The organism is Mameliella sp. LZ-28 (genome assembly GCF_012274245.1).
Taxonomy (GTDB): Bacteria; Pseudomonadota; Alphaproteobacteria; order Rhodobacterales; family Rhodobacteraceae; genus Antarctobacter; species Antarctobacter albus.
Window position 1 is genome coordinate 289,187 of the sequence record NZ_JAANYX010000034.1, and the last position, 26,326, is coordinate 315,512.

Here is a 26,326-nt window from a genome sequence, read left to right on the forward strand (position 1 = left end):
GGTTATTCCGCGGCCAGTTGCTGCTGACCTTCGCTGCCAAGCGCCGCCAGTTCCGCCACCACGCCGCGCAACCGGCGCCGAACAGAATCGAACTCGGCGTTCGGCAGGATCTTTGCCTCGTCCATGTACAGCGCCCGGTCGATTTCCACCTGAACCGCGTGCTGCCCCCGCGACGGGCGGCCATAGTTCTGCGTCGTATAGGCCCCGGCAAAGGGCGCGTTGCGCGCCACGACGAAACCGGCGGCGGCAAAGGCCGCCTCGACCTGCTCGACGATCTCGGGACGGGCCGACGCACCGAACCTGTCACCGATCACGACCTCGGGCCGCCGTGCACCGTGACGGGCGGAACCGTCCAGCGCCTCGTGCGGCATCGAGTGGCAGTCGATCAGCACTGCCTCGCCAAAGCGCGCCCGCGCATCGTGCAGCAAGGCGTGCAGCTTGTCGTGGTAGGGCTGCCAGATTCGCGCGATTCGCCGGTCGGCCTCTGCCCGCGTCAGCTTGCCGCGATAGATTGCCCGCCCGTTGGCCACCACGCGGGGCACGACACCCAGCCCGCTGGCCACCCGTGGATTGTGCCCGCCGCGACGCAAGCCCTCGATCAACGCCGGGTCCAGTTCGTCGGCAGCGCGATTCAGATCAATGTAGGCACGCGGCGCCCCGGCCCGCAGCAAGGGCGCCCCGAACTCCGGCGCGCAGTCGAAAAGCCGGTCTACATAGGCATCTTCGGAGGTCCGAATGCTGTGATTGTCCAGAATCGTTGTACGCAGAAAGCTGTCGGGATAGTCCCGGCCCGAATGCGGAGAGGCGAAAACCACGCGCGACGCGGGTGTTTCGGGCATGTGCAGGTGGTACGAAGTTTCAGGCATCCGCGCTCCTTTTCGGGGATGAGAATAGACCGAAAATTCCACCCTCCAAAAGCCCTTGATCCCCGGAAAGAAGCCATTTATAGACCCTCCACCGGCGCGCATCACCGGGTGCTTCGAAAGAGGCAGACGGGAATGTGCAAGGGTCATATAGGGCGGTTAGCTCAGCGGTAGAGCACTTCGTTGACATCGAAGGGGTCACTGGTTCAATCCCAGTATCGCCCACCATGAATTCATCGCCCGGCACCCCGGGAGGCATGCCTCTCGGTGCGTCGGGTATTGGCCGCAACCAATGGCGCTCGCGCGCCGCGACGACAGGAGAAGACCATGAAGGTCGTTAACTCGCTCCGCTCGCTCAAGAAGCGCCACCGCGACTGCCGCGTTGTGCGCCGCAAGGGCCGCGTCTATGTGATCAACAAGACGCAGCGGAAATTCAAGGCACGCCAGGGCTGAACCCCGGCTTTATGCCTTGGGGCCTCTGGCCCTATCCGAATAACCCCCGCTGGCATCCGCCGCGGGGGTTTTTCTTTGGGCAGGTGCCCCATTTCTGGGCCAGACCGGATCAGTCCCGGTCCAGCCCGATGATTCCATCTGCCAAGAGCCGCACCACCGTCTGCTCGTCGAGATAGCCCGACACACGCAGCCCGCGCGAATCCTGGTATCGGCGTATGGCCGCCCGCGTGTTCTCGTCGAATCGGCCGTCCACCTTGCCCGGTTTGAGGCCCAGCTGATCCAGCCTCCGTTCGGCCAGCTGGCGGGCCACGAAGTTCAGGTTCATCGCCTGCTCTTCCTGCCGTGCCGCCACCGCGTCACGCACCTTGGAGGCATCGTGTTCCAAAAGGGCGATTCGCTGCTGCGCCTCGGCGCGGAAGGCGCCGTTGGGCCAGTCCTGCAAATAGGTCCGGTAGGCGCTGGTCGTGTTGGCCTGTGCCGCCTTGGCCCAGTCGCGCCGGTCCTGACCGGCGGCCTGTTCCGCGCGGCGGTCGTCGATCTCCTGCAGCACGCGGCGGGCCTCTTCGGCGAACTGGCCTTCGGGATACTTCTGCAGGTAGTCCCGGAACCCGGCTTCTTCGCCCCGTCGTTCGACCTGCCGCCAATAGGCCCGCTCTTCGCGTTCCCGCTCCAGCCGCCGTTCTTCTGCTTCGCGTTCCAGTTCTGCCGCACGCCGGGCCGATTGATCCTGCAGCCGCACGATCTGGTCCCGGCTGAGATAGCTGGTCACGCGCAGGCCCGAATCCTCCTGCCAGCGCCGGATCGCCCCCCGGGTTCCGTCGCCAAAGATCCCGTCGATGCCGCGCGTGTCATACCCGAGGATCGACAAGGCCCTCTGGATGCCCCGCCGTTGCTCTCGTGTCAGCTCCAGCGCCTCTTCGGCGCGGCGCTCGCGGTAGAAGGGCTCGGAATTCAGCGCATTCAGGCGCTGCCGCGCGGCATTGGCATTCTGCCCGTCCGGAAATCCGTCAAGGTAGGCGCGGTAGCCGTCGGGCGAATCCGCCTCCTGGGCCAGCCGCCAGGCCGCCTCATCCGCCGCCCGCGTAAAGGCCGCAGGGTCGGGGCGCGCGGGCTCCGACGGATCACGGGGCCCGGTCACATCCTCGGCGCGCACGATCACCTGCGTATGCGGCGCGTATCCCTCGACCTCCAGTTCATAGTCCAGCGCCGCCCGCAACACGAAGCGCCCGGTGCGGGCCAGGTCCCGCGCCGCATAGCGTGCGACGTCCACCGCCGGTCCGCGAATCACCGTCACCCCCTGCGGGATGTCCAGTTCACCCAGCCCCTCGGACAGGAACAGGCCCAGGTCGGGATCGGTCGGGGTCTCCCCCAGGACCAGGAAGGCCCGTCCCTGGTAGGCTGACAGGATCGACAGGGCCGCGTCCAGCGGAAAACCCTGGACCAGCACCTCGGCCTCGTCGATCCGCCCCGACCCGGTGACCGGGACCAGGTAGCTGCCCCCGACCCCATGCACGAATGCGCCCGAGAGCAGGATCACCACAGGCCCGCCATCATCGTCCAGCATCGCTGCGAACTCGGCGAAGGCGCGGCGCATGCCAGCGGCATCCGCGTCCTGCGCCAGCGACACGTCAAATCCCTTTTCGCGCAGGGCATCGGCCGCCACGGTCACACGTTGCGCCCCGAACAGCGTCTGGACAGCGGTGTAGCGGCTGTTGCCGATCACCAGCGCGTCGCCGGTCGCCTGCGCGCCCGTCGCGCCCAGGATCGCGCCCGCCAGGGCAAGGGCGAATATCCGCATGAGAGTTCCTCCCGGTCGTCTGTTACCGGACAAGCCTACCGCCTGCCCGCCACAGAACAAGCGTCACCTCCGGGGAAAATGGGCGGCCTTTCGCCCAAGTCATCCCTGCACCGTCCCTACGGACGCGAAAACGGGCCGGCGCGCCCCTGTTTCTTTGGTTTTTCAAAATACCTCGGGGGAGTCCCGCAGGGACGGGGGCAGAGCCCCCTCCCCGCTCAGTCGTAGCTGCGCTGGTCCTCGATCACCAACCCGTCGCGTGGCAGTGCCCCCGGGGCGACCAGTTCGACCTTTCCCTTCAGCTTCAACACCTCGGCCACGGTCCCCTCGTAGGTCGCGGCATCGCCGCCTTCCGCCTCGATCCGGACCGTCATCACGTCCATCTCGCCTTCGCGACTGGCCACGACGCGGGCGCGCGCGATCTCTGCGTGTTTGGCCACCAGTTGCGCCACCTGTTCGGGGCGCACGAACATGCCCTTGATCTTGGTCGTCTGGTCGGCGCGGCCCATCCAGCCCTTGATCCGGGTGTTGGTCCGGCCACAGGGGCTTTCCCCCGGCAGCACGGCGCTCAGGTCGCCGGTGGCAAAGCGGATCAACGGGTAGTCGGGGTTCAGCGTCGTCACCACGATCTCGCCCACCTCGCCCTCGGGAACCGGGTCACCCGTGCCCGGCGTGACCAGCTCGACGATCACATGTTCATCGAGGATCATGCCTTCCATCTCGGGGCTTTCGTAGGCGACATTGCCCAGGTCCGCCGTGGCGTAGCATTGCAGGCACTGGATGCCGCGATCCGCATAATACTGACGCAACGAGGGGAAGAGCGCGCCGCCCCCGACCGCCGCCCGCGTGATGCCCAGTTCCAGCCCCATCTCGTCGGCCTTTTCCAGGATCATCTTGAGATAATCCGGCGTCCCCGCGTAGGCCGTCACCCCGATGTCCCGGGCCGCCCGCGCCTGCAGTTCGGTCTGGCCCGTCCCGGCGGGCAGCACGGCAGCCCCCACCGCCCGCGCACCGGATTCAAAGATCATTCCAGCCGGGGTCAGGTGATAGCCGAAACAGTTCTGCACGATGTCGCCCCGCCCGATCCCGCAGGCGTTCAGGAAACGGCCCATGCGCCACCAGTCGTGGCTGAGTCCACCCGGCTCGTAGATCGGTCCCGGGCTTTGAAAGACATGCGCCAGGTTCGACACCGGCAACCCGCCAAAGGGCGGTTCCGCCGCCTGTTTCGCAACCAGGTCGGCCTTGCGCAGCACCGGCAGAGCTGACAGGCCCGACAGGTCTTCCAGCGGGTCGATCCCCTGCCTGGCCAGCTGTACGTTCAGCGCCTCCAGCTGTGCTGCCTCGCGCGCATCGCGGCTGCGCGTCTCCAGCTCGTCGAAATAGGTGCTCATCACGCTCTCCTTCGAAAGTCCGTCGTACGGGCGCAGGCGGCCCTACCCCGCGTCCCCGTCATCCCCGGTCCCGGCCGGACGCGCCGGTCCCGTCTTGTGTTCACGCCGCGGCTCCGTTGTGCCGGCAAGCAAATTGATCTGGAACAAGGTGCCCCCCGGCCACTGCCCCTAGGGTCTGCCCAGTCAAAGGGAGAGGAGGCCCCGAGATGCACGACGATATTGATGCCCGCATCCGGTTCGACGACGTCCGCCAGGTGATGGAGGTCGATTTCTCCGGCTTCGACTTCGACAACTCGGCCACTGTGAACCGTTTCTACGACCGGATCGAGGCCCGCATCGCGGACACCGGCGAAGAGCTGTGGTTCTTCCTGATCAATCTCAACGGAACACGCATCGACAGCACGGCCTGGGTAGCCTACGCCCGTCGCGGTCGGGCGCTGAACATGGCACACTCGATGGGATCGGTGCGCTTCGACGCCTCGCCGGAGACCGCCGCCCAGATCGAACGCGCCGCACGGACCGAGGCCTTTGATCCCAACCTGTTCACCAACCGGGCCGATGCGCTGATCCGGCTCGGCCAGATGCCTTCCCGCCGCCGCGCCCATGTGCAGCACGATCCGAACTACGCGCCGCAGGATTTCTTTCACCGGATCGCCTTCGACGAGGAAGCCGGCATCATGGAGGTGGATTTTTCCTGGTTCACCTTCAATCATTCCCGCGACGTCAACGATTTCTACGACCACATCGAAAGCCGCATCGCCGACAGCGGGCGTGACAGGTGGTTCTTCCTGATCAACTACGAGGGCACGCAGATCCTGCCTGCCGCCTGGGTGCAATACGCACACCGGGGCAAGAAGCTGAACCTGGATCATTCGCTGGGGACGGTGCGCTATGCGCCGGGCTCCGAGACTGAGGCCGACATCCGGCTGCGCGCCGAAAGCCAAGACTTTCGTCCCAACATCCGCAACACGCGCGCCGAGGCGCTGGCCCGGATCGAGGACATGCGCGCGGAACATGGCTATCGGTCCGCCCGGCCCACGACGCAGGACGCCGTGGCTGCGCAGGGGCGCGGGTAGTGTTTCCCTCGCCCAGCGTTCCGGTATGCCGCATCCCGTGCCATCACGTCACTCGACCGGCCAGGAAAAAGGTTCCAGGACGTTGACCACATAGGTCACCAACAGTTCGATATCGCTGTCGCCCAGGTTGCGCAGCGGGCCATGTGCATCCCCCGCGGACACAAAGATCACGGTCCCCTCGGCCAGCACCTGTTCGGCGCCGTCCGGCCCCTCGATGCGCCCGCCGCGCAGAACGACCGCATGCATGTCGCCGGGATGGGCATGGCGCCCGACTGTGCCGTCCGGCTTGATCGTCACTTGGCTGATGACCACCTTCATGTCCGGCGCGTCCGAGAGCGGTTGTTCCGACAGCACCTCATGCACCACCAGGTCGCTGGCCTGCGCGGGCGTCGCGCCCAGCAGCGCGGCAGAGGCCAGCATGGCGGCGCCAGCAAGCGCAAGACAGGTCGGGGCAGAACGGATCATTGCATCACTCCTCTGGAAGGACCGGCCTTCGCGCCGGCAATCGGTGCCGTGTCGGCAGCGGCTCAGGCGAGCCACCGCTTGCGGCGCCGGTAGGACCGCACATCGCGGAAGGATTTGCGCCCTTCGTCCGACATCCCCAGGTAGAATTCCTTGACGTCGGGGTTTTCCCGCAGCTCGGCGGCGGGTCCGTCCATCACGACGCGCCCGTTTTCCAGGATATAGCCGGAATGGGCGTATTTCAGCGCCACGTTGGTGTTCTGCTCGGCCAGCAGGAAACTTACGCCCTCGTTCTCATTGACCGATTTCACGATCTCGAAGATCTGTTCCACCAGCTGCGGCGCCAGCCCCATGCTGGGTTCATCCAGCAGGATCGTTTCAGGCCGCGACATCAGCGCCCGCCCGATCGCCGTCATCTGTTGTTCCCCTCCCGAGGTATAGCCAGCCTGGCTGCGGCGGCGCTCCTTCAGGCGCGGGAAATAGGAATAGACCATCTCCAGATCCGCCTCGACGGCCGCCTTGCCGTCCTTGCGCGTATAGGCACCCGTCATCAGGTTTTCCTCGACGGTCAGGTGCTCGAAACAATGGCGGCCTTCCATCACCTGGATCACGCCGCGTTTCACCAGCGCCGCCGGGTCAAGGTCCTGCACCCGCTCGCCCTTGTAGACGATGGAGCCCTTGGTCACCTCGCCGCGTTCCGAGTGCAGAAGATTGGAAATCGCCTTCAGCGTCGTGGTCTTGCCCGCGCCGTTGCCGCCCAGAAGCGCGGTGATCCCGCCCTTGTTCACGGTCAGGCTGACGCCCTTCAGCACGAGGATCACGTGGTTGTAGATCACCTCGATGTTGTTGACCTCGAGCAGGGCCTCGTCCGTCCGTCCCGCATCCAGCATCGTCTCACCTCGCGCTTTGGGTCGGCCCGGTGCCGCCCCTGCTGCTTCTTCTCTCTGAAAATACTCGAAAATCGACCCCGGCGAGGCGGGTGCTCCGCCGGGGCCTGTCGCGATCACATCGCGTCACAGCCTTCGTTCACCGGCCAGGGAGCGTTGGCATCGGCGTATTCCTTCGCCTTTTCCTCTGCCAGCGCCTGGTAGCCTGCCACGTTCGGCGTCAGCAGATCCGAGACCTTGACGAACTTCTCGCCGTCCCATTCCAGCATCCAGCCGCCCGAATGGCCGGTGTGGTTGGCACAGGAGGTCTTGAAGGGCGGCACCATGCCGTCCAGTCCCAGTTCTGCGATGCGCTCTTCGGTCATGTCGATGTGTTCAAGACCCCAGCGCAGCTGTTCCGCGTTGATCTCGGCGGTGCCATACTCGGCCTGAGCCGCGCGGATCCCCTCGGCCAGGATCGCCGAGATCACGATACCGCGCGAGTAGAACACGCCTTTCATCTCGGTCTCATCGGTCTTGGACATGCCCTTGTCGATGACCATCGACTGGATGTCCTTCATGACCGGCGCATCCATGTTCGGGAAGGACCAGCTGATCGACTTGTAGCCCTTGGCGTCCGCGCCGGCGATAGCAAGATCGGCATCATGACCGGACCACCAGACACCCAGGAAGTTCTCCATCGGGAATTTGGTCTTCACCGCTTCTGTGATGGCGCCGGCGTTCATCGCGCCCCAGCCCCACATCACGACATAGTCGGGACGCATGCGCCGGATCTGCAGCCACTGGGCCGACTGGTTCTGCATTTCCTTCAGGCCCACCGGGATCGGGCTCAGTTCAAAGCCCTTTTCCGCGGCCAGTTGCTCCAGCACCGGGATCGGCTCCTTGCCATAGGGGTGATCGAGGTGCAGGAAGGCAATTTTCTTGCCGTTCAGGTTGCCCTGGCTTTCCAGGTACTGGATGATCATGTCGGCGGCATCCCAGTAGCCAGCCGGCGTGTTGAACGCCCACTGGAAGGTCTTGCCGTCCATCATCGGGCTGAAACCATAGCCCGGCGCCAGGATCGGGATGGCGTCGACGTTGGTCTTGGGCAGCACCTGCAGGGTGATCCCGGTCGACCAGGGCTGGGTCACGATGGCCTTACCCTTGGTCTTTTCATAGCATTCCACACCCTTTTCCGTGGAATAGCCGGTTTCGCATTCCTCGAAGTCGATCTTGGCCCCGCCGATACCGCCATCGCGTTCGTTCAGCAGGGTCATGTAGTCGGCCTGCCCGTTCATCAGCGGGATACCTGTCGCGGCAAAGGGGCCGGTCCGGTAGGCGAGGTTCGGTGCGTAAAGCTCCTGCGCCATCGAGGCCCCGGCGGTTGCCGCCGCCAGCGCGCCCGCAAGGGCCAGTCTGGTAAAGTGTTTCATGTCTTTCCTCCCTTGGAATGTCTCATTGGGTATTGCGTCTTGGTCTTCTTCTTGGGCCGCAGAACGCGGCCGTAGGATGGGTGCTTTGCACCCATCTCAATAGGGGAACGGCCAGAGGATCAGTTTCTCCCGCAACAGCCGCCAAAGCTGCGCCAGGCCGTGCGGCTCGACGATCAGAAAGAACACGATCAGCCCGCCCACGATCATGAAGTTCAGGTGTTCCACCATCGAGGACGACAGCGGGATGCCAAGCGCCTCGGGCACCAGGTTCAGCACCACCGGCAGGCCGACGATCAGGATCGCACCCAGGTAGTTGCCCAGGATCGACCCCAGCCCGCCGATGATCGCGATGAACAGGATCCGGAACGACAGCGGAATGTCGAAAAGGTTGGGTTCCGCCGCACCGCGCCACATGAAGACGAACAGCGCCCCCGCCACGCCCACGATGTAGGACGAGATCGCAAAGGCCGTCAGCTTGGATTTCATCAGGTTGATGCCGATCAGCTCGGCGGCGATGTCCATGTCCCGCGTCGCCTTCCACGTCCGGCCAAGGTTGCCGCGCGTGAGGTTGATGCAGACCCAGGTCAGCAGGCAGACGATGAACAGCACCAGGTAATACTGGACAATCGAATCCGCCTGCGGGCCGGACACATACAGCCCGAAGATGTCGAGGTTCGGCACCTGGATCGCGCCGGAGGCATTATAGTTGTAGAGCCAGGCCCATTTCTCGAACAGCCAGACCAGGAAGAACTGCGCCGCCAGCGTCGCGATCGCCAGGTAGAACCCCTTGATCCGCAGGCTGGGGATGCCGAAGGCCACGCCGACGCCCGCGCTGAAGACCCCCGACAGCAGGATCGCGATGATCGGGTTCATCCACGGCATGATGGTGATCATCTTGTAGCAGGCATAGGCGCCCACCCCCATGAAGGCCGCCGTGCCCAGCGACAGCTGCCCGGCGTAGCCCGTGAGGATGTTCAGCCCCAGCGCGGCAAGCGAATAGATCAGGATCGGGATCAGCAGCGTCTGAAAGGTGAACTCGCTGGCCGTCAGCGGAAAAATCACCCAGGCCAACACCATGATGAAGCCCAGCAGGAAGGCGTCCTGCTTGACCGGGAACAGCGCCTGGTCTGCCTCGTAACTCGTCTTGAACTGCCCAGCGGTGCGATACAGCATCGCCGTCCTCCCCTTGTCTCGTCGCGGTTCAGCCCGCGGCTTCTCCGATGTAGCCGCCGGGACGGACAGGCCGTCCCCGCAGGCAGAAATTCAACAGCGCGATCAGCGCCGGCAGCGGCACGAACAGGAAACCGGCCATCGATCCGATCTGGATCCAGCTCAGGTCCTGCCCCGGGTGATCCGCCTGCTGCATCCGCACCAGTCCGATCACCGCCCAGTTCACCGCCGCCCAGAACAGCAAGGCCAGCAGCAGCGTGGCCCAGGCCTGCCAGCGCGGCGGCGCGGTCTCGCCGATGTCCTGTTCGGCCGCACGGACCCGGCTCAACACCGACAGGCAGACCCAGGGCACCGGAACGGTCACGACCAGCACGACGATCCCCAAGAGGAACTCCGGCCCACCGCCCAGAATCGCGAAGAGAAAGAGCCCCAGCACCACGGCGGCGAGTCCGGTCACCCCGGCAGAGACAAGCCCTGCCGTCAGCCAACCGTCCTTGCCTGCCGCAGCCTCCGTCATGGCTCAGCCGTCCTCCCGGTCATCCTGCTGGCGGCGCCTTGGAACGGACCCCAGTCCGGCCAGACGTGCCATCATGTTCAGCGTCAGCGCGGCACCGGACAGGCCCACCGCCAGCGCGCCGTGCATCCCGGCCGAGACCATCCCCGTCATGGCGTTGGTCATCTTGACCATGTCGTCGCTTTCGCCCAGCCCGTTGGCACCGCGCGCCAGATCGGCAATCCCCGGATCGGGGCGCTGCACGGGGCGCGCGACCTGCCGTCTCTCCCGAGGCGTGCTCATCTTCTCAGCCCTCCAGCCCTTCGTCCGCCTCGTAGCGCGCCCGGCTTGCCGCCGGTTTCGCATAGCCGGTCGCCTCGGAATGGCGCACCAGCCAGAAATAGGCCCAGAGTCCCACGGCGGCACCCGCCGCCGCCAGCAGCAGGGCGATCGTCATGCGTCCCCCGGCCTCCGGGTCGCCGGACAGGGCAAGGTAGCCGAAGGACCAGAACCCGGCCCAGGCGATCACGTTCAGAATGGCTATCAGCTTCGACATTTCCGCCCCTCCTCCGGGCGTCGGGTGGACCAGCGCCACCCGCTCCTCCGACCTTGTCCGATCCGGGCAGACCCGGACCGCCCTAGACCCTTTCGATGATACGTTCCCCGAACAGGCCCTGCGGGCGGAACAGCAGCACGACCAGCGCCAGCACGAAGGCGAACCAGGTCTCGGTGTTGCCGCCCAGGATCGGGTAGCCCCAGTAGCCGTCGAACAGCTTTTCCAGGATGCCGATCATCAGCCCGCCGACGATGGCGCCGGTGATGCTTTCCAAGCCCCCCAGCATGAGCACCGGGAGTGCCTTGTAGGCGATCACCTCGAGGGCAAAGCTCACCCCTGCCCGCGCGCCCCAGGCAATACCCGTGACCAGCGCGATGATCCCCGCGATGAACCAGACCAGCACCCAGATCGTCTGCAAAGAGATGCCAACGGACAGCGCCGCCTGGTGGTCGTCACCCAGCGCGCGGATGGCCCGACCCATCTTGGTATAGTTGAGGAAGGCCAGCAGCGCCGCCACCAGCACCCCGCCAACCACGACCACGGTGATGTCGAGATGCGGCAGGATCAGCAGACCGCCCCAAGGTTCCAGCAGGGTTTCCCCGGTGGGAATGCCCAGCTCGCTGGTGATCATCTGCTTGTTCTCGCCGCCAAAGATGATCTCGCCCAGGCCGATCAGGAACAGGCTGACCCCGATGGTTGCCATGAAGAGGATGATGTCAGGCTGGCCCACAAGCGGCCGCAGCACCACCCGTTCGATGCTGACCGCCAGCACGAACATCACGCCCAGGGTCAGCAGCACCGCGATCCAGGCGGGGATGCCATAGGCATAAAGCCCCACCAGCGTCAGCGCCGCAAAGACCACCATGATGCCCTGAGCAAAGTTGAAGATCCGGCTCGACCGGAAGATCAGCACGAACCCCAGCGCGATCAGCGCATAGAGCACGCCTGATACCAGCCCCTCCCAGAGGGTCTGCAGGAACAGGTCCGGCGCCTCGTACATGTCCACGAAGGGATTGATGAAGATGTCTCTCAGCATGTCTTGCGCTCTCCGCCCCGGACCGGGGCCTCATGGCTGGCGTGGAGATCCCGGATCGGGCCCGGGACGGTGTCGTGTTCAGGTCTCAATGCGGCACCCCCAGGTAGGCGTCGATCACGTCCTGGTTGTTGCGCACTTCGTCGGGCGTGCCGTCGCCGATCTTCTTGCCGTAATCCATCACCACGACCCGGTCGGAGAGGTCCATGACCACGCCCATGTCGTGTTCGATCAGGCAGATCGTGGTGCCGAACTCGTCGTTCACGTCCAGGATAAAGCGGCTCATGTCCTCCTTCTCCTCGACGTTCATCCCCGCCATCGGTTCGTCCAGCAGCAGGATCGACGGTTCGGCGGCCAGCGCGCGCGCCAGTTCGACCCGCTTTTTCAGACCGTAGGGCAGCCGCCCCACCGGCGTCTTGCGGATGGCCTGGATCTCGAGGAAGTCGATGACCTTCTCGACGATCTCGCGGTTCTCCATTTCCTCGTTGCGCGCCCGGCCCCACCACAGAGCCTGGCTTGCGATCGAGGCGTTCATATGCGTCAGCCGGCCGGTCATCACGTTGTCCAGCACCGTCATCCCCTCGAACAGCGCGATGTTCTGAAAGGTGCGCGCCACGCCCATGCGGGCGACTTCGTAGGGTTTCATCTGCGGGCGCTTTGCGCCCTTGTACCAGACCTCGCCGATGGTCGGCGTATAGAACCCGGAAATGATGTTGAGCATCGAGGACTTGCCCGCCCCGTTCGGCCCGATGATCGCCCGGATCTCGCCCTCATGCACGTCAAAGGAGATATCGGAAATCGCCGTCACCCCGCCGAATTTCAGCGTGATGTTCTTCATCTCCATCAGCACGCCGCCGATCTGGCGTCCGTCCGCGGTGACATATCCCTCGGTGTCTTTCATGAGAAGTTCCACATGTCATGGATGATATTGAACACTGTGATCACAAACATAAACGCTAACACGGGTGGAAAATAGCGGCGCACTCCAGACGCAATTTCTTCTTCGCTCGACGTGCGCGTTTGCCAAGGAACGACGCGGGGCTCTTTTGAGAACGACGCAAAAAAATCTAATGTGGCAAGCACAAAGAAAGCGCCAAAGAAGACGGCAAGAACGGAACGTGGAGAAATCAATGCCAGAACTGCAAAAACGAGAACCCACAGCAAAAAACACCGCAGAAACCCTAATCGTCCGGTCCAACTCTCAAACGCTTCGGACAGTCTCGCGCAAAAATGACAAAACCTGGCAAGCACATACGCAACGGAAAACAAGGCCATCCTCTCTTTGGACTCTGACGATGTGAACAAGCTACGAACACCCCGCACGGGATGGCAAGTGGGGTGTCGGCATAGGCGCAGGTCACACGTCATTCCGCCGCCATCGCCTTGGGCTTGACCGGCCAGACCTTGGCGTCGCGGATTTCCAGCGTCGCCTTGATCTTGCCCTTGCGCCCGTCCTCGTAGGTGACCTCGGTCTCGGTGTAGACGCTCTCCGACCCGTCATACAAAGCGGTCACCAGGTCCTCGAACTTCTCTCCGATGATCTTGCGGCGCACCTTGCGGGTCCGGGTCAATTCGCCATCGTCGGCGTCCAGCTCCTTGTGCAGGATCAGGAAGCGGTGCACCTGGCAGCCCGACAACATGTCGTCCTGCGCCACGCTCTCGTTCACCTCCTCGACGTGTTTCTGCACCGTCTCCAGCACCTGCGGATGCCCGGCCAGTTCCTGGTAAGAGGCATAGGCGATGTTGTTGCGTTCCGCCCAGTTGCCCACCGCCGTCAGGTCGATGTTGATGAAGGCCGTACAGCGATCCTTGCCCGCGCCAAAGACCACCGCCTCCAGGATATTGGGAAAGAACTTCAGCTTGTTCTCGACGTATTTCGGCGCAAACAGCGATCCATCCGCCATCTGGCCCACGTCCTTGGCCCGGTCGATAATGCGCAGGTGGCCGGTGTCTTCCTCGATGAAACCGGCATCGCCCGTGGCCACCCAGCCTTCGGCATCCTTGGTGTCGCGCGTGCTTTCGGGGTTCTTGTAGTACTCCACGAAGGCGCCGGGCGACCGGTAAAAGACCTCGCCATTCTCGGCGATGCGGATTTCCACCCCCGGCGCGGGCACACCCACCGTATCCGAGCGCACCTCGCCATCGGGCTGAACGGTGATGAAGACGCTGGCCTCCGTCTGACCGTAAAGCTGTTTGAGATTGATCCCCAGCGAGCGCCAGAAATCGAAGATTTCCGGCCCGATCGCCTCGCCCGCCGTATAGGCCACGCGGACCTTGGTCATGCCCGCGCGGTTGCGCACAGGTCCATAGACCAGCACCTGGCCCAGCGCATATTTCAGCCGATCCATGAACCCGACCGGCTTGCCGTCCAGAATCCGCGGCCCGACCTTGCGCGCATGGGCCATGAACGTGTCATAGAGCCATTTCTTGACCCGGCCCGCGTCTTCCATCCGGATGGTGATCGCGGTGATACGCTCCTCGAAATAGCGCGGCGGGGCAAAGAAATAGGTTGGCCCGATCTCGTGCAGGTTCTCGTACATGGTCTGCGGCGCCTCGGGGCAATTCACGCAGAAGCCGCACCAATAGGCCTGGCCGATGGAAAAGATGAAATCGCCCACCCAGGCCATCGGCAGATAGGCCAGCACGCTGTCGCTGCGCCGCAAATGGTCGAACTCGGACGAGGACTTGGCCGCCTCGATGATGTTGCGGTTCGACAGGACCACGCCCTTGGGCTTGCCCGTGGTGCCCGAGGTGTAGAGCATCACGCAGGTGTCGTCGTAGGTCAGCTTGTCACGCCGCCGCTTCAGCTCGGGCAGGTATTCGTCGCGCGCGGCGCGTCCCTGGTCCTGGACGTGGCTGTATTCGTGCAGGTGGGAATGCTCGTATTTCCGCATGCCGCGCGGATCGACGTAGATCAGGTGTTCGAACTGGTGCAGGTCGTCCTGCACCTCGATGACCTTGTCGGCCTGTTCCTGGTCCGCGACGATGGCAAAGCGCGCGCCGCAATGGCCCAGCACGTATTCCATCTCTTCGGCCACCGCATCCTGGTACAGCGGCACCGGGATCGCGCCGACACTTTGCGCGGCAACCATCGACCAATACAGCGTGGGACGGTTGCGCCCGATGATGGCGACGTAATCGCCCTCGTTGACGCCGAGGTTCAGCAAGCCAAGGGCCAGCGCCTCGATTTCCTTTTCCGTCTCCGCCCAGGTCCAGCTCTGCCAGATCCCGTATTCCTTTTCACGGTAGGCGGGCGCATTGCCGAACTCGGTGGCATTGCGATGCAACAGTGCCGGGACAGAGCGCAGACCTTCCACGCCCTCAGCCAAATGTGCCAAGTCTATTCCTCCCATGCCGGTCCCCCGACATCCCTCGTGGTGCCCATCTGTCCGGGCCGCTCGCTGTTGATCGCGATTCTGGCCTTCATTTGGGCAAGTCCCAAGCTTGCGGTCAACTTTTTCCGCAAGATTTCCCAAATGTAACGAATTCCTACAGGGCGGCAGACAGCCCGTCCCGATGCGCAGCCCTCTGGCGCCGCCGCCGCAGCCGCCCTAGGCTTGGGCCATGAAAAACCTTGCGCTCACGCAGGCCGGGCTGAACCTGATCCAGCAGGCCCTGACGATCTACGACAGCGACCTGCGGCTTGCGGTCTGCAATGCGCCTTTTGCGCAGATGTTCGATCTGCCCCATGCCCTCACCACGCCCGGCGCGCGGTTCGAGGATACCATCCGCCACCTTGTCGAGCGCGGCGAATACGGCCCCGTCGATGACCCGGAAACCTTCATTCATGACCGCGTCGAGACCGCCCGCGCCTTTGAGCCGCATTACATGGAGCGCACCCGCGCCAACGGCCGCACCATCAGCGTCGAAGGCGCGCCGCTGCCGCAGGGCGGCTGGGTCACGGTCTACACGGACATCACCCAGACCCGCGCGCAGGAACAGTTGTTGCGCACGCGCTCGGAACTCCTGTCGGAGGAGGTTCTGAAACGGTCCGAGGAACTGGCCCGCACCAACCGAAATCTCGCCGCCACCAACAAGGCGCTGGAAGAGGCGCGTCGCGAACTGGTCGAGACAGAGGCCCGCACCCGCACCACGACCCAGATGATGCCCGCCCATATCGCCCGCGTCGATGCCGACGGGCACTATACCTTTTCCAACAACCGCCTGGGCGACGTGATGCCCGGTCGCCCGGCGAATATCCTTGGCCTGCATATCTCGGAAACCCTGGGACCGCAGGCCTATGCCAAGGTCCACCCGCACCTGGAGGCCGCGCAGGACGGGCGGCAAAGCACCTTCGAATTCAACGACGAGATGTCCTCGCGTCGTATCCGCGCCGCCTTTACCCCCGATCCGCTGGAACCGGGGGTCTACATCCTAAGCCAGGACGTGACCGAGGAAACCCAGGCCCGCGCCGCCCTGCAACAGACCCGCCGCCGGGAGATCGCGGCACAGCTGACCTCGGGGCTGGCGCATGATTTCTCGAACCTCTTGACCATCATCCTGGGGATGCAGTCGCGGCTGGCCCGGATGAACCTGGGGCCGGAGGCGGAACCGCTGATCTCTGCAACGCTTTCGGCGGCACGGCGTGGGGGGCGGTTGCTGGACCGGATCGCAGACATGACCAGCCAGCGCGGCTGGCAGCCCCGCCCGCTTTCCCTGCCCGGCTTTCTTGACGAATTGCGCACCCTTGCTACGCCTTCGCTGCCCGAGGGCATGGAACTGCGGACACAGGACGACACCAGCGGCGCCTACATGGCCGATCCCGGCCTGTTACAGGATGCGCTATTGAACCTGGTGCTGAATGCCCGCGACGCCTGTGGCGAGGCGGGGACCATCTCCCTGTCCGCGCAGGAGGTGCAGGACACCTGGTTGGAATTGTCGGTCGAGGACAGCGGACCCGGCTTTTCCGAAGCCGCGCTGCGCCACGGGCTTGAACCGTTTTTCACCACCAAGGGTGGCGAGGGGTCGGGGCTGGGCCTCGCGATGGTTTATGACATGACCAAGCTGGCGGGCGGCTCTGTCCGGCTGGCGAACACCGGCCGGGGCGCGCGCGTCTCTTTGCGCCTGCCGCTGCGCCGCGCGGCACAGGCCCCCGTGCCGGATACCGGCCTTGCACTGCTGGCCGAGGACAGCCCCGACCTGCGCGAGGCGATCCGAGAGATGCTGACCGGGCTGGGGTTTTCCGTGGTCGAGGCCGCATCCGTCGAAGAGGCCTGCGCCCTGGCCGAGGGTCTGCCCGATATCGCACTTGTCCTGTCTGACATCTCTTTGGAGGGCGACAGCCCGGGCCTTGCGCTGGCTGACCGCCTGCCGCACCTGCCTGTCCGCTTCATGACCTCGCTGCCGCCGGACCATCCGCTGCATATCCGCGCGCACAGACTTGGCCCGGTACTGCCCAAACCCTTCGCTGCCGCCGACCTTGCCGGTTTCCTCGGGCTTGTGCCTCTTCCGGCGCCCGCGCAGATGGGCTAACCCCGGGACCATGAGCGCCCTTGTCACCATCCTCGACGACGAACCGGCCATCCGCCAAATGCTGTCCGACGCGCTGGCAGAGGCGGGGTTCCGCACCATGTCCTTTGGCCGCGCAACGGAGTTCGAGGCCGCCTTGCGCCGCACCACGCCGGATGTCTGCCTTGTCGACTTGGGCCTGCCGGACCGTGACGGGCTGACGCTGGTGCACCGGCTGGCGCTGGAACAGGGGGCGACGGTCATCATCATCTCGGGCCGCGCGCAGGTGCAGGACCGGGTGACGGGGCTGGAACTGGGGGCGGATGACTACATCATCAAACCCTTCGACCCGGCCGAGGTTGTGGCCCGCATCCGCGCCCGCCTGCGCACCCGCACCCGCTCTGCCCCCTCGGACACGGCACGGTTCAACGGCTGGACCGCGCATTTCGACCGCTACGCGCTCGAGGACGAGACCGGCGAGGAAACCACCTTCAGCCATGCCGAGGGCGAGGTGCTGCGTCTGTTCCTCGAAAGCCCCAAGCGCCTGATCACCCGCGCCCACATGCAGGAATCCCTCGGCGGCGCGGCGGGTGAGAGTTTTGACCGGGCAATGGATGTGCGGATTTCGCGCCTGCGGACCAAGCTGCGCGAGGACCCAAAGAATCCCCGCTTGATCAAGACGATCTATGGTGCTGGCTATATCTTTCTGGGGGATGTCAGCTGGAGCTGAACGACCCCGCCCCGGGCTTGACCCGGGGCCTCCTTTCGATGTGCCTCAGGGCTGTATCGTCGTATAGGCCTCTGCCACGCCCAAAAGGGTTTTCACATGCGGCAGCACGCTGACCGCGAGCACGCCGACAAGCGCCCCGACGCCCAGCCGGATCGGCGCCGCGCCCAGTTTCGGCCCCGCAAGGCCCAAGAGCCCGCAGACCGAGGCATAAAATCCAAGCGATACAGGGTCCATGATCGCACCTCCTGCGGGTCAGCCTAGAACAGGCAGGGGCGCGGCGATACTCCGGAATTCCCGCGTCTTAGCCGGCGATCCGCGCCGCCGCGCCCGCCAGCACCTGCAGACCGCGCACAAGGTCGGCCTCGTCCGTGTCCTCGGCAAAGTCGTGACTGATGCCGCCGATCGAGGGCACGAAAAGCATCGCCGCCGGCATCATCCGCGACATGTTCGAGGCGTCGTGCAGCGCCCCCGAGGGCATCTCGCGCCAGCGGCCCGGCACCGTCTCTTCTGCCGCCTCGCGCAGCGCGCCGCGAAAGCCCGCGTCCATCGCCACCGGCGCCACGCCCAGCATCGGCCCGAACTCCAGCGCCAGCCCCCTGTCGCCCGCGATTTCCTGCGCCGTCTCGCGCACGATCGCCTCCATCCGGTCCAGCCGGTCGGGATCGCCATCCCGCCACTGCATCGAGAATTTCACCCGCCCTGGCACGATGGAATGCGCGTTCGGATGCAGGCTGACATGGCCGATGGTCCAGACCGTCGCCGGGGTCACCACGTTCCGCAGCCGGTCGTTCAGAAGGCTGTTGAAAGCGCCCAGCGCCTGAAAGGCATCCTTGCGCAGGGCCATCGGCGTGGTGCCCGCGTGGTTCTGCTGACCTTCGAAGCTGATCACCATGTCGCGGATACCGACGATGGCCTCGACCACGCCCGCTGCCTCGCCGCTTGTGTCCAGCACGGGGCCTTGTTCGATGTGCATCTCCAGGAACCCCGTGAACCGCGCCGGGTCGATCCAGTCCCCCAGCCTGTCGCCCATCGCCGCCCGCGCCTCGGGCAGGGTCACGCCCTGGGGATCGACCAGCCCGTCCACCTTGTCGCGTGCCAAGGCCCCCGACCAGACCGCGCTGCCGGTGGTGACGCCGAACCGCCCTTCCTCGTCCTGGAAAGAGACGCAAGAAACCGGCGGCCCACCCGCCTCTTTCGCGGCGCGCGCCACCTCCAAACCGGCAATGACGCCGAGCGCCCCATCCAGCCAGCCGCCCTCGGGCTGGCTGTCGGAATGCGACCCGATCAGCAACGAAGGTCCTTCGACCAACCCGAACAGCGAGCCCATCGGATCGAACTGCGGCGCCAGCCCCGCCTCCTTCATCCGCTCGGCCAGCCAGTCCCGCGCGGCGATGTCCGCCTCTGTATAGGCGGGTCGCTGCACCCCCTTGCCGACACCCGCCGCCCCGAAGGAACGCAGGGTGTGAAGATCCTCCAGAAACCGCTTTTCATCGACCGCGATCATGTCCGCCCCTCCAGGTTCAAGTTCATCGCGACCCTAACCCGGAGCTTCCTGGCTCTGCAAATGGCCGGCGAGATCGCCAACCTCCGCTCCGCACGACGCGCTCACCTTGAAAACAGCCCCGAGGGGTCCCCCGTGCCAAAACGATTTTCCCGATGCCACTGAATATTTGCCGGATGCGGCCAGTCGCGGCGATCCTCCGGCAAGGTCAACCGCCTGTCGGGCCGGATCAGACGGTCCGCCACATCCCGCGGCACCTTGTTGTCGGAAACCAGGACCCGGACATCCCCGGGGGCCGCCGGATCAGGGATGTCCAGGGCAATCAAACCCCGGTCGAACATCCAGTGAAGCGTTGCCGATAGCGCAAGGCCATTCCGAACCGAGTCACTGCCATTTTCCTCGACCGGACGGATATGCGCCGCCTGAACCTCGGGCCGTCCACCGCCGTTCCGTAGCCCCAGCCCTGAAATCGCGCAGCGTTCCTCATAAGCGGCCCGCACCTTACGCCGAAAGGCTACGTCGCGATAGGCGCGCCGCGTCAGTCGCTCGAGCACCGGCCGTTCGAAGAGTGCAGCGCGCTCAGCCATGTCAACATTAACAGTGTACCGCCGCGCCTCACTGGCCTCCAGATCCTGCGGCAGCCCCATGTTCACGATCTGGGAAAACTCGGGATCCGGCAGGCGCCGGACCGCAAGCTGCTGGGCACCGCCTTTCTTCGGGGTTCCGTCAGGCTCGCGCAGAGCCATTTCCAGCGGGCTGCCGTGCAAAAGCCGAGGTACGAAACTATCGAACTCCAGATAAGATCCGGGCGCGATCATCGCCCACCACATCCCGTTTCCACTTGGGCTCTCTATCACCTCGTTCACCTGCGCGACGGCAAAGTACCCGCGCGGCCCAGCTTTCACCGGCTCATAGTAGACAATCCAGTCGCCGACGGCTTCACGCACCGCTTTCAGATAGGTCTTTGGAAATTCGTAACGCACGTCTGGCGCATCATCGTAGATCGAGTCCGCCCTGTGCAACAAAACAGCCTTGCCCATGTGGGCTAGGAAGCCCGGCTTGCCAGGAAAAAGCAAGCCAGGCATCAGCCAAGTTTTACTACTCCGCCGCGATCTCCCCGGCCTCCACCGCCTCGACCCGCACCGCCGAGTACTTGAACTCGGGGATCTTGCCGAAGGGATCCAGCGCCGGGTTGGTCAGGATGTTGGCCGCCGCTTCGACATAGGCGAAGGGCAGGAACACCATGTCCGGCGCCACCGCGCGGTCGGCCCGCGCCATGACCTCGACCGAGCCGCGCCGCGTGGTCAGCCGCACGAAGCCGCCCGGCTCGACCCCCAGCTTGCGCAGGGTCGACGGGTGCAGCGAACAGTTGGCTTCCGGTTCCACCGCGTCCAGCACGCTGGCCCGGCGGGTCATCGAGCCGGTGTGCCAGTGCTCCAGCTGTCGCCCCGTGGTCAGGATCATCGGGAAGCTGTCGTCGGGCACCTCGGCCGGGGGCGTCACCCGGGCGGGGGCGAACATGGCCCGTCCCGCGCGACGCGGGAACCCGTCGCCAAAGACCACCGCCTGCCCCGGATCGTCCGGGCCGTTGCAGGGGTAGGTGACGGCCGACTCGGCCTCCAGCCGTTTCCATGTGATGTGGTGCAGGCTGCGCATCGACATCTTCATCTCGTCGAAGACGGATTTCGGATCGTCATAATCCCAGTCCAACCCGACGCGCCGCGCCAGTTCGACCAGGATTTCCCAGTCTTCACGCGCCTCGCCCGGCGGGTTCACCGCCTTGCGGGCCACCTGGACCTGGCGGTTGGTGTTGGTCACGGTGCCGGATTTCTCGGGCAGGGCCGAGGCGGGCAGGATCACGTCGGCGAAATTCGCGGTTTCGGTCAGGAAGATGTCCTGCACCACCAGGTGATCGAGCTGGCCCAGCGCCTTGCGGGCGTGTTCCACGTCAGGGTCGGACATGGCCGGGTTTTCGCCAAGGATGTACATGCCCTTGATCTCGCCGCGATAGACGCGGTCCATGATCTCGACCACGGTCAGGCCCGGCGTTTCCTGGATCTCGGTGCCGCGCCAGATGTGCTTGAAGAGCGCGCGCACCTCCGGGTCTGTCACCGACTGGTAATCCGGCAGCACCTGCGGGATCAAACCGGCGTCCGATGCACCCTGCACGTTGTTCTGACCGCGCAACGGATGCAGGCCCGACCCGGGCCGGCCCACCTGACCGCAGAGCAGCGCCAGCGAAATCAGGCAGCGGGCGTTGTCGGTGCCGTGGATGTGCTGGGAAACGCCCATGCCCCAGAAGATCATCGCCGCCCGCGCATCGGCATAGGTGCGCGCCACGGTGCGGATCGTTTCCGGATCGATGCCGCAGAGTTCGGACATGCGCTCGGGCGTGAAGGCGCGGATGTGCTCGCGGAATTCAAAGAACCCCTCGGTGAAGCCCTCGATGTACTGGCGGTCGTAGAGCTTTTCCTCGACGATCACGTTCATGATCGCGTTCAGCAGCGCCACGTCGGTGCCCGGACGGAATTGCAGCATGTGTTCGGCGTGACGCTTCATCGCCGTGCCGCGCGGGTCCATGATGATCAGCTTGCCGCCGCGCTTGGTGAACTGCTTGAAATAGGTCGCGGCGACGGGGTGGTTCTCGGTCGGGTTGGCGCCGATCACGATGGCCACGTCGGCGTTCTCGATCTCGTTGAAGGTCGCCGTCACGGCGCCCGATCCCACGTTCTCCATCAGCGCCGCCACGGAAGAGGCATGGCACAGTCGGGTACAGTGGTCGACGTTGTTGTGGCCAAAGCCCTGGCGGATGAACTTCTGGAAGAGGTAGGCCTCTTCGTTGGTGCACTTGGCGCTGCCGAAGCCGGCAACCGACTTGCCGCCGTAGTAGCTGCGCAGGTCGGCCAGACCATGCGCGGCCTTGTCCAGCGCCTCTTCCCAGGTTGCTTCGCGGAAATGGGTCCAGGGGTTGTTCGGATCGACGTTCAGCCCCTTCTCCGGCGCGTCGTCACGGCGGATCAGCGGTTTCGTCAGGCGGTGCGGGTGGTGGATGTAATCAAAACCGAAACGGCCCTTGACACAGAGACGGCCTTCGTTCGCCGGGCCATTGATGCCCTCGACGTATTTGACCTTGCCATCCTTGACCTTGACCGAGACCTGGCAGCCGACGCCGCAGAAGGGGCAGACCGATTTCACCTCTTCGTCGAAATCCTTGCTGTCGCCCTGCTGGTTCTCGTCCATGACGCTGGACGGCATCAGTGCGCCGGTCGGGCAGGCCTGCACGCATTCGCCGCAGGCCACGCAAGAGGAGGCTCCCATCGGGTCGTCCAGGTCGAAGACCGGGTAGGCATCGTGGCCGCGACCGGCCATGCCGATCACGTCGTTGACCTGGACCTCGCGGCAGGCGCGCACGCACAGGCCACACTGGATGCAGGCATCGAGGTTGACCTTCATCGCGACGTGGCTGTCGTCCAGCAGCGGGATACGCTCGGCCTCGAGCGTCGGGAAACGCGACTCGGACACGCCGCTTTCGGCCGCCATGTCCCAGAGGTGGCTCGACTTGTCATGCGCCGCCGACTGCTCGGGCTGGTCGGCCAGCAGCAGTTCCATGACCATCTTGCGGGCATTCCTGGCGCGGGCGGTGGCGGTTTGCACCACCATGCCGTCTTGCGGCTCGCGGATGCAGGAAGCGGCCAGCGTGCGCTCGCCCTCGATCTCGACCATGCAGGCCCGGCAGTTGCCATCGGGGCGATACCCCGGCGCCGGCTTATGGCAAAGGTGCGGAATCTTGAGGCCGCGGCCATTGGCCACTTCCCAGATCGTCATGCCTTTTTCCGCCTCGACCTCCTGGCCGTCGAGCGTGAATCGGATCGTCTCGGACATGCGCGTCTCCCGTCGTTTGGGCCATGTTAAAGCATGACACCGAAGACCCGCGCCTATCAATCCCGACCTTCGAAGGCATTTTTACGCCTCCCGGGTTTCCGATGGGCGACGCGGCGTGATCCGCCGGCACCCGGGCAACGGAACTGGCCTGCCGGCGCTCCTGAAAACGCAAAGATATGCCGTTTTCAGCATCCATACGCCGCCACAGTGACCATCTGCACTATCCCCCTGCCATGCGGGTTTCACGTGCGCAGGCGGCATACGAACCGCAACCCCCTGGTTTTTCGACGACTTCAACCGGCGCGGACACCCGGCGCCGTCACGGAACGCGGCCCGCCCCCTCTGGACCTTCTCCGCCGCCGCGCCTAGCTTCTCGCCAACTCGAAGGAGACTGACATGGCAACCGGCACGAATATCCGCACCTATTTCAATGGCACCTGGCACGAGGGCGACGCGATGGTGATGCGCGCGGCGGATCACGGCGCCTGGCTGGGGTCGTCCGTCTTCGATGGCGCGCGTTGTGCGCAGGGCGTCACGCCCGACCTCGACGCCCATTGTGCGCGGGTCAACCGCTCGGCAGAGGCCATGATGCTGCGCCCGACCGTCACGACCGAGGACATGGTGACCATCGTCGAGGAAGGTTTGAAAGCTTACGAACCGGGCACAGCCGTCTATATCCGCCCCATGTACTGGGGCATCAACGGCGACGTCACCGCGATCGTCCCGCAACAGGATGAGACCGGCTTCGCGCTTTGCCTCGAGGAAATCCCGATGGCGCCGGACAGCGCCACCGCAACGCTGGGACGCACGCGGTTTCGCCGCCCGGTGATGGAAAGCTCTGTCGTCAATGCCAAGGCCGGCTGCCTTTACCCCAACAACGCCCGGATGCTGGCAGAGGTCCGCGGGCGAGGCTTTGCCAACGCGCTGGTGACGGATGTCATGGGCAACGTGGCCGAAACCGCCACGGCCAACATCTTCATGGTGCGTGACGGCGTGGTGCTGACGCCGATTCCCAACGGCACCTTCCTGTCCGGGATCACTCGTGCCCGCCACATGGCCAACCTGCGCGCCGACGGAATCGAGGTGCAGGAAGCTGTGCTGACCTTCGAGGACTTCGAACAGGCGGACGAGGTCTTCATGTCCGGCAACATGAACAAGGTGACACCCGTGACCGGGTTTGAGGACAAGTCCTACCAGATCGGCCCGGTCACGCGGCGTGTGCGCGAGCTTTACTGGGACTGGGCGCTCAGCGCCTGATCGGGCGGGCCTGCGCATATGGGTCTGAAACTCGTCGTCATCCTTGTCGTGCTGGGGCTGTTCGCGGCTGCCATTGTTGCGATCCACCGCGCCAACCGCCCCTCGCCGCAACGCCTGCCAGCAGCCCCTCCGCCCGAGGGGCCGTCTCTGGACGAACAGATCGCCGGGCTGGCCCGCGCGGGGCTGCATCTGTCCCCAGGTGTGACCCGTGCCGACATTATCGACTTCGGCCCCGAGGAAACCTATCGCGGCGACCCCTGGCGGCTGCTCTTGCTGACCTATTCGATCCCGGTCGACCGCCCACCGCACCCTCCTTTCTGCCCCCGCGCCTGCCTGCTGCAGACCGATGGCTTTGACAGCCTGCAGGATTACGCCGAAGCCGTCGCCGAACTGTCGCGCGTGGCAGAGGTGCCTTGCGAGGTCACCGCCTCGGACGATCTGCACCTGCGCTTTGCGGAAACCGATCTGAACCTTGCGCCCAGGATCGGGACAGGCCAGGTCGACAGGGACATCCTGCGCATGATCCTGACGGCCCTGACGGACCGGATGCCGGGCGACAGCGGGCTTTTTGCGCTCGACAACTTTCCGCAGATCGCCGTCTTTCACCTCGAACGGGCCGGGTTCGACCGGATCGACACGCTCGCGCCGGACCTGCTGTCGGCCGATCCCCTGCACTGACGGCGCTGGACAGAGGCCCACCCCTCTGCCACGATCCGCCTCCAGGAGAGTCCTCATGCGCAAATTCCTCGTCGTCCTCGATGACAGCCGCGAGTGCCTGAACGCGATGCGTTTCGCGGCCATGCGCGCCGCCAAGTCGGGAGGCGGTGTCGCGATCCTGTCCGTCATCCCCCCGGACGAGTTCAATCACTGGATCGGCGTTGGCGACATCATGCGCGAAGAGGCCCGTGAACGTATCCACGCGCATTTCGAGGTCTTCGCCAAGTGGATGCGCGACAAGCAGGGCGTCGACCCCGAGCTGGTGATCCGCGAAGGCGACCCGACGACGGAAATCATCGCGCAGGTCCAAGACGATCCTGAAATCGGCCTGCTGGTGCTGGGCGCGGCCGCCGACAAGAAGGGCCCCGGCCCACTGGTCAGCCACATGACCCGAAACTCCGGCGCCTTGCCGGTTCCCGTCACGATCGTGCCGGGCGACCTGTCGAAGGAACGGCTGGAAGCCATCACCTGATTCCGGGCCAAGCCCACTTTAGAATGGTTCCAATCCTTGACGGTCGGCGCATGGAGGCGCATATAGGGGGCAACCAGAAAAGGGTGATCCCAGATGTTCATTCAGACCGAATCGACGCCGAACCCCGCCACGCTCAAGTTCCTGCCCGGTCATACCGTGCTGGACATGGGCACTGCCGACTTCCCCTCGGCCGAGGCCGCAAGCGCCTCGCCGCTGGCACAACGGCTGTTTGCCGTCGAAGGTGTGTCGGGCGTGTTCTTCGGCAATGATTTCGTGACCGTGACCAAGACCGACGCGACCGACTGGGACCACCTGAAACCGGCGATCCTTGGCGCAATCATGGAGCATTTCCAGTCCGGCCAGCCGGTCATGGCCGATGGCGCCACGCAGGCCGGCGGTCACGCCGACCACGACGGTGCCGATGCCGAGGTCGTGGGCCAGATCAAGGAGCTGCTGGACAGCCGCGTGCGTCCGGCCGTTGCGCAGGATGGTGGCGACATCACCTTCCACGGGTTCGATCGCGGCGTCGTCTACCTGCACATGCAGGGGGCCTGCGCCGGCTGCCCCTCGTCCACGCTGACGCTGAAGATGGGTATCGAGAACCTGCTGCGCCACTACATCCCCGAGGTGACAGAGGTGCGCCCCGTCACCGTCTGATCCGCTGACACCGGATCGTGACATTTGCCCACCGCGCCCCTCGGCGCGGTGTTTGCATTTCCGGCCCGCGT

Annotated in this window: 26 protein-coding genes and 1 tRNA gene; 9 read left to right on the top strand and 18 right to left on the bottom strand. The window is 65.0% G+C overall.

What is annotated here, in order from left to right; all coding sequences use genetic code 11:
• Nucleotides 1–2: 2 nt before the first annotated feature.
• Nucleotides 3–866, bottom strand: a complete 864-nt coding sequence (locus tag G9Q80_RS21535; protein ID WP_043136102.1) for an N-formylglutamate amidohydrolase — start codon at nucleotides 864–866, stop codon at nucleotides 3–5.
• A 150-nt stretch (nucleotides 867–1,016) separates the two neighbouring features.
• On the opposite strand from G9Q80_RS21535, the gene G9Q80_RS21540 reads away from it, so the two are divergent.
• A tRNA-Val gene (locus G9Q80_RS21540) sits at nucleotides 1,017–1,091 on the top strand.
• A gap of 99 nt (nucleotides 1,092–1,190) precedes the next feature.
• On the top strand, nucleotides 1,191–1,316 hold the full coding sequence (gene ykgO, locus G9Q80_RS21545) for a type B 50S ribosomal protein L36 (protein WP_043136100.1): 126 nt from the start codon (nucleotides 1,191–1,193) through the stop codon (nucleotides 1,314–1,316).
• Nucleotides 1,317–1,425: 109 nt separating this feature from the next.
• Here ykgO and G9Q80_RS21550 read toward each other — a convergent pair whose 3' ends face one another.
• Both G9Q80_RS21550 and G9Q80_RS21555 read right to left on the bottom strand, forming a co-directional pair.
• Nucleotides 1,426–3,114, bottom strand: a complete 1,689-nt coding sequence (locus G9Q80_RS21550) for a peptidoglycan-binding protein (RefSeq protein WP_088715175.1) — start codon at nucleotides 3,112–3,114, stop codon at nucleotides 1,426–1,428.
• A gap of 215 nt (nucleotides 3,115–3,329) precedes the next feature.
• Nucleotides 3,330–4,502 carry a phenylacetate--CoA ligase family protein gene (locus tag G9Q80_RS21555; RefSeq protein WP_088669561.1) on the bottom strand — a complete coding sequence of 391 codons (1,173 nt, stop codon included), beginning with the start codon at nucleotides 4,500–4,502 and terminating at the stop codon, nucleotides 3,330–3,332.
• 206 nt (nucleotides 4,503–4,708) lie between these two features.
• Between G9Q80_RS21555 and G9Q80_RS21560 the strand changes: the two genes are divergently transcribed.
• Nucleotides 4,709–5,578: a hypothetical protein gene (locus tag G9Q80_RS21560; RefSeq protein WP_088715174.1), complete on the top strand. Its 870-nt coding sequence runs from the start codon at nucleotides 4,709–4,711 to the stop codon at nucleotides 5,576–5,578.
• A gap of 48 nt (nucleotides 5,579–5,626) precedes the next feature.
• Here G9Q80_RS21560 and G9Q80_RS21565 read toward each other — a convergent pair whose 3' ends face one another.
• From G9Q80_RS21565 to G9Q80_RS21615, 11 genes are all read right to left on the bottom strand, one after another.
• Entirely contained in the window at nucleotides 5,627–6,043 is a 417-nt protein-coding gene (locus G9Q80_RS21565; RefSeq protein ID WP_088715173.1) for a cupin domain-containing protein, read from the bottom strand.
• A gap of 62 nt (nucleotides 6,044–6,105) precedes the next feature.
• Nucleotides 6,106–6,930 (bottom strand): ABC transporter ATP-binding protein, encoded by an 825-nt coding sequence (locus G9Q80_RS21570; protein ID WP_043136089.1) that lies wholly within the window; start codon nucleotides 6,928–6,930, stop codon nucleotides 6,106–6,108.
• 113 nt (nucleotides 6,931–7,043) lie between these two features.
• A complete protein-coding gene (locus G9Q80_RS21575) occupies nucleotides 7,044–8,339 on the bottom strand; it encodes an ABC transporter substrate-binding protein (protein WP_088715172.1) in 1,296 nt (431 codons plus the stop codon).
• A 96-nt stretch (nucleotides 8,340–8,435) separates the two neighbouring features.
• Nucleotides 8,436–9,512 (bottom strand): branched-chain amino acid ABC transporter permease, encoded by a 1,077-nt coding sequence (locus G9Q80_RS21580; RefSeq protein ID WP_043136084.1) that lies wholly within the window; start codon nucleotides 9,510–9,512, stop codon nucleotides 8,436–8,438.
• A gap of 28 nt (nucleotides 9,513–9,540) precedes the next feature.
• Nucleotides 9,541–10,026 carry a hypothetical protein gene (locus tag G9Q80_RS21585; protein WP_088715171.1) on the bottom strand — a complete coding sequence of 162 codons (486 nt, stop codon included), beginning with the start codon at nucleotides 10,024–10,026 and terminating at the stop codon, nucleotides 9,541–9,543.
• A gap of 3 nt (nucleotides 10,027–10,029) precedes the next feature.
• Nucleotides 10,030–10,305: a hypothetical protein gene (locus G9Q80_RS21590; RefSeq protein WP_088672239.1), complete on the bottom strand. Its 276-nt coding sequence runs from the start codon at nucleotides 10,303–10,305 to the stop codon at nucleotides 10,030–10,032.
• 4 nt (nucleotides 10,306–10,309) lie between these two features.
• Nucleotides 10,310–10,558, bottom strand: a complete 249-nt coding sequence (locus tag G9Q80_RS21595) for a hypothetical protein (RefSeq protein WP_088715170.1) — start codon at nucleotides 10,556–10,558, stop codon at nucleotides 10,310–10,312.
• 82 nt (nucleotides 10,559–10,640) lie between these two features.
• Nucleotides 10,641–11,594 (bottom strand): branched-chain amino acid ABC transporter permease, encoded by a 954-nt coding sequence (locus G9Q80_RS21600; RefSeq protein ID WP_088715169.1) that lies wholly within the window; start codon nucleotides 11,592–11,594, stop codon nucleotides 10,641–10,643.
• Between the two features lie 85 nt (nucleotides 11,595–11,679).
• A complete protein-coding gene (locus G9Q80_RS21605) occupies nucleotides 11,680–12,492 on the bottom strand; it encodes an ABC transporter ATP-binding protein (RefSeq protein WP_043136075.1) in 813 nt (270 codons plus the stop codon).
• Nucleotides 12,489–12,866 carry a hypothetical protein gene (locus tag G9Q80_RS21610; RefSeq protein WP_133066405.1) on the bottom strand — a complete coding sequence of 126 codons (378 nt, stop codon included), beginning with the start codon at nucleotides 12,864–12,866 and terminating at the stop codon, nucleotides 12,489–12,491. The genes G9Q80_RS21605 and G9Q80_RS21610 overlap by 4 nt, the downstream gene beginning before the upstream one ends.
• A gap of 89 nt (nucleotides 12,867–12,955) precedes the next feature.
• Complete coding sequence (locus G9Q80_RS21615; RefSeq protein WP_083342181.1) at nucleotides 12,956–14,920, bottom strand: AMP-binding protein; 1,965 nt, start codon at nucleotides 14,918–14,920, stop codon at nucleotides 12,956–12,958.
• A gap of 235 nt (nucleotides 14,921–15,155) precedes the next feature.
• Between G9Q80_RS21615 and G9Q80_RS21620 the strand changes: the two genes are divergently transcribed.
• On the top strand, nucleotides 15,156–17,063 hold the full coding sequence (locus tag G9Q80_RS21620) for a PAS-domain containing protein (protein WP_088715168.1): 1,908 nt from the start codon (nucleotides 15,156–15,158) through the stop codon (nucleotides 17,061–17,063).
• A gap of 10 nt (nucleotides 17,064–17,073) precedes the next feature.
• The gene (locus G9Q80_RS21625) at nucleotides 17,074–17,769 is read left to right on the top strand and encodes a response regulator transcription factor (RefSeq protein WP_069209274.1); all 696 of its coding nucleotides are present in this window, start codon (nucleotides 17,074–17,076) and stop codon (nucleotides 17,767–17,769) included.
• 45 nt (nucleotides 17,770–17,814) lie between these two features.
• Here G9Q80_RS21625 and G9Q80_RS21630 read toward each other — a convergent pair whose 3' ends face one another.
• The 4 genes from G9Q80_RS21630 to fdhF all read right to left on the bottom strand — a co-directional run bounded on the left by G9Q80_RS21630 (nucleotide 17,815) and on the right by fdhF (nucleotide 23,152).
• On the bottom strand, nucleotides 17,815–18,003 hold the full coding sequence (locus G9Q80_RS21630) for a hypothetical protein (RefSeq protein WP_043136065.1): 189 nt from the start codon (nucleotides 18,001–18,003) through the stop codon (nucleotides 17,815–17,817).
• Nucleotides 18,004–18,070: 67 nt separating this feature from the next.
• Nucleotides 18,071–19,273, bottom strand: coding sequence for a hydantoinase/carbamoylase family amidase (locus G9Q80_RS21635; protein ID WP_088715167.1), 1,203 nt, complete (start codon nucleotides 19,271–19,273; stop codon nucleotides 18,071–18,073).
• A gap of 101 nt (nucleotides 19,274–19,374) precedes the next feature.
• Nucleotides 19,375–20,310, bottom strand: coding sequence for an HNH endonuclease (locus tag G9Q80_RS21640; protein ID WP_088715340.1), 936 nt, complete (start codon nucleotides 20,308–20,310; stop codon nucleotides 19,375–19,377).
• Nucleotides 20,311–20,368: 58 nt separating this feature from the next.
• Nucleotides 20,369–23,152, bottom strand: coding sequence for a formate dehydrogenase subunit alpha (gene fdhF / locus G9Q80_RS21645; protein WP_074621094.1), 2,784 nt, complete (start codon nucleotides 23,150–23,152; stop codon nucleotides 20,369–20,371).
• A gap of 396 nt (nucleotides 23,153–23,548) precedes the next feature.
• Between fdhF and G9Q80_RS21650 the strand changes: the two genes are divergently transcribed.
• The 4 genes from G9Q80_RS21650 to G9Q80_RS21665 all read left to right on the top strand — a co-directional run bounded on the left by G9Q80_RS21650 (nucleotide 23,549) and on the right by G9Q80_RS21665 (nucleotide 26,255).
• On the top strand, nucleotides 23,549–24,409 hold the full coding sequence (locus G9Q80_RS21650; protein WP_088715166.1) for a branched-chain amino acid aminotransferase: 861 nt from the start codon (nucleotides 23,549–23,551) through the stop codon (nucleotides 24,407–24,409).
• Between the two features lie 18 nt (nucleotides 24,410–24,427).
• Complete coding sequence (locus tag G9Q80_RS21655) at nucleotides 24,428–25,087, top strand: hypothetical protein (protein ID WP_088715165.1); 660 nt, start codon at nucleotides 24,428–24,430, stop codon at nucleotides 25,085–25,087.
• A gap of 55 nt (nucleotides 25,088–25,142) precedes the next feature.
• A complete protein-coding gene (locus G9Q80_RS21660) occupies nucleotides 25,143–25,598 on the top strand; it encodes a universal stress protein (protein ID WP_074621091.1) in 456 nt (151 codons plus the stop codon).
• Between the two features lie 93 nt (nucleotides 25,599–25,691).
• Entirely contained in the window at nucleotides 25,692–26,255 is a 564-nt protein-coding gene (locus G9Q80_RS21665) for a NifU family protein (protein ID WP_088715164.1), read from the top strand.
• The last annotated feature ends 71 nt before the right edge of the window (nucleotides 26,256–26,326 follow it).

Coding starts and splice junctions, on each gene's coding strand:
- G9Q80_RS21625 (WP_069209274.1), top strand. CDS start 17,074: ATGAGCGCCCTTGTCACCATCCTCGACGACGAACCGGCCATCCGCCAA.
- G9Q80_RS21640 (WP_088715340.1), bottom strand. CDS start 20,310: ATGGGCAAGGCTGTTTTGTTGCACAGGGCGGACTCGATCTACGATGAT.
- G9Q80_RS21585 (WP_088715171.1), bottom strand. CDS start 10,026: ATGACGGAGGCTGCGGCAGGCAAGGACGGTTGGCTGACGGCAGGGCTT.
- G9Q80_RS21600 (WP_088715169.1), bottom strand. CDS start 11,594: ATGCTGAGAGACATCTTCATCAATCCCTTCGTGGACATGTACGAGGCG.
- G9Q80_RS21635 (WP_088715167.1), bottom strand. CDS start 19,273: ATGATCGCGGTCGATGAAAAGCGGTTTCTGGAGGATCTTCACACCCTG.
- G9Q80_RS21620 (WP_088715168.1), top strand. CDS start 15,156: ATGAAAAACCTTGCGCTCACGCAGGCCGGGCTGAACCTGATCCAGCAG.
- fdhF (WP_074621094.1), bottom strand. CDS start 23,152: ATGTCCGAGACGATCCGATTCACGCTCGACGGCCAGGAGGTCGAGGCG.
- ykgO (WP_043136100.1), top strand. CDS start 1,191: ATGAAGGTCGTTAACTCGCTCCGCTCGCTCAAGAAGCGCCACCGCGAC.
- G9Q80_RS21580 (WP_043136084.1), bottom strand. CDS start 9,512: ATGCTGTATCGCACCGCTGGGCAGTTCAAGACGAGTTACGAGGCAGAC.
- G9Q80_RS21560 (WP_088715174.1), top strand. CDS start 4,709: ATGCACGACGATATTGATGCCCGCATCCGGTTCGACGACGTCCGCCAG.
- G9Q80_RS21630 (WP_043136065.1), bottom strand. CDS start 18,003: ATGGACCCTGTATCGCTTGGATTTTATGCCTCGGTCTGCGGGCTCTTG.
- G9Q80_RS21575 (WP_088715172.1), bottom strand. CDS start 8,339: ATGAAACACTTTACCAGACTGGCCCTTGCGGGCGCGCTGGCGGCGGCA.
- G9Q80_RS21590 (WP_088672239.1), bottom strand. CDS start 10,305: ATGAGCACGCCTCGGGAGAGACGGCAGGTCGCGCGCCCCGTGCAGCGC.
- G9Q80_RS21655 (WP_088715165.1), top strand. CDS start 24,428: ATGGGTCTGAAACTCGTCGTCATCCTTGTCGTGCTGGGGCTGTTCGCG.
- G9Q80_RS21550 (WP_088715175.1), bottom strand. CDS start 3,114: ATGCGGATATTCGCCCTTGCCCTGGCGGGCGCGATCCTGGGCGCGACG.
- G9Q80_RS21665 (WP_088715164.1), top strand. CDS start 25,692: ATGTTCATTCAGACCGAATCGACGCCGAACCCCGCCACGCTCAAGTTC.
- G9Q80_RS21605 (WP_043136075.1), bottom strand. CDS start 12,492: ATGAAAGACACCGAGGGATATGTCACCGCGGACGGACGCCAGATCGGC.
- G9Q80_RS21535 (WP_043136102.1), bottom strand. CDS start 866: ATGCCTGAAACTTCGTACCACCTGCACATGCCCGAAACACCCGCGTCG.
- G9Q80_RS21595 (WP_088715170.1), bottom strand. CDS start 10,558: ATGTCGAAGCTGATAGCCATTCTGAACGTGATCGCCTGGGCCGGGTTC.
- G9Q80_RS21660 (WP_074621091.1), top strand. CDS start 25,143: ATGCGCAAATTCCTCGTCGTCCTCGATGACAGCCGCGAGTGCCTGAAC.
- G9Q80_RS21565 (WP_088715173.1), bottom strand. CDS start 6,043: ATGATCCGTTCTGCCCCGACCTGTCTTGCGCTTGCTGGCGCCGCCATG.
- G9Q80_RS21650 (WP_088715166.1), top strand. CDS start 23,549: ATGGCAACCGGCACGAATATCCGCACCTATTTCAATGGCACCTGGCAC.
- G9Q80_RS21610 (WP_133066405.1), bottom strand. CDS start 12,866: ATGGCCTTGTTTTCCGTTGCGTATGTGCTTGCCAGGTTTTGTCATTTT.
- G9Q80_RS21555 (WP_088669561.1), bottom strand. CDS start 4,502: ATGAGCACCTATTTCGACGAGCTGGAGACGCGCAGCCGCGATGCGCGC.
- G9Q80_RS21570 (WP_043136089.1), bottom strand. CDS start 6,930: ATGCTGGATGCGGGACGGACGGACGAGGCCCTGCTCGAGGTCAACAAC.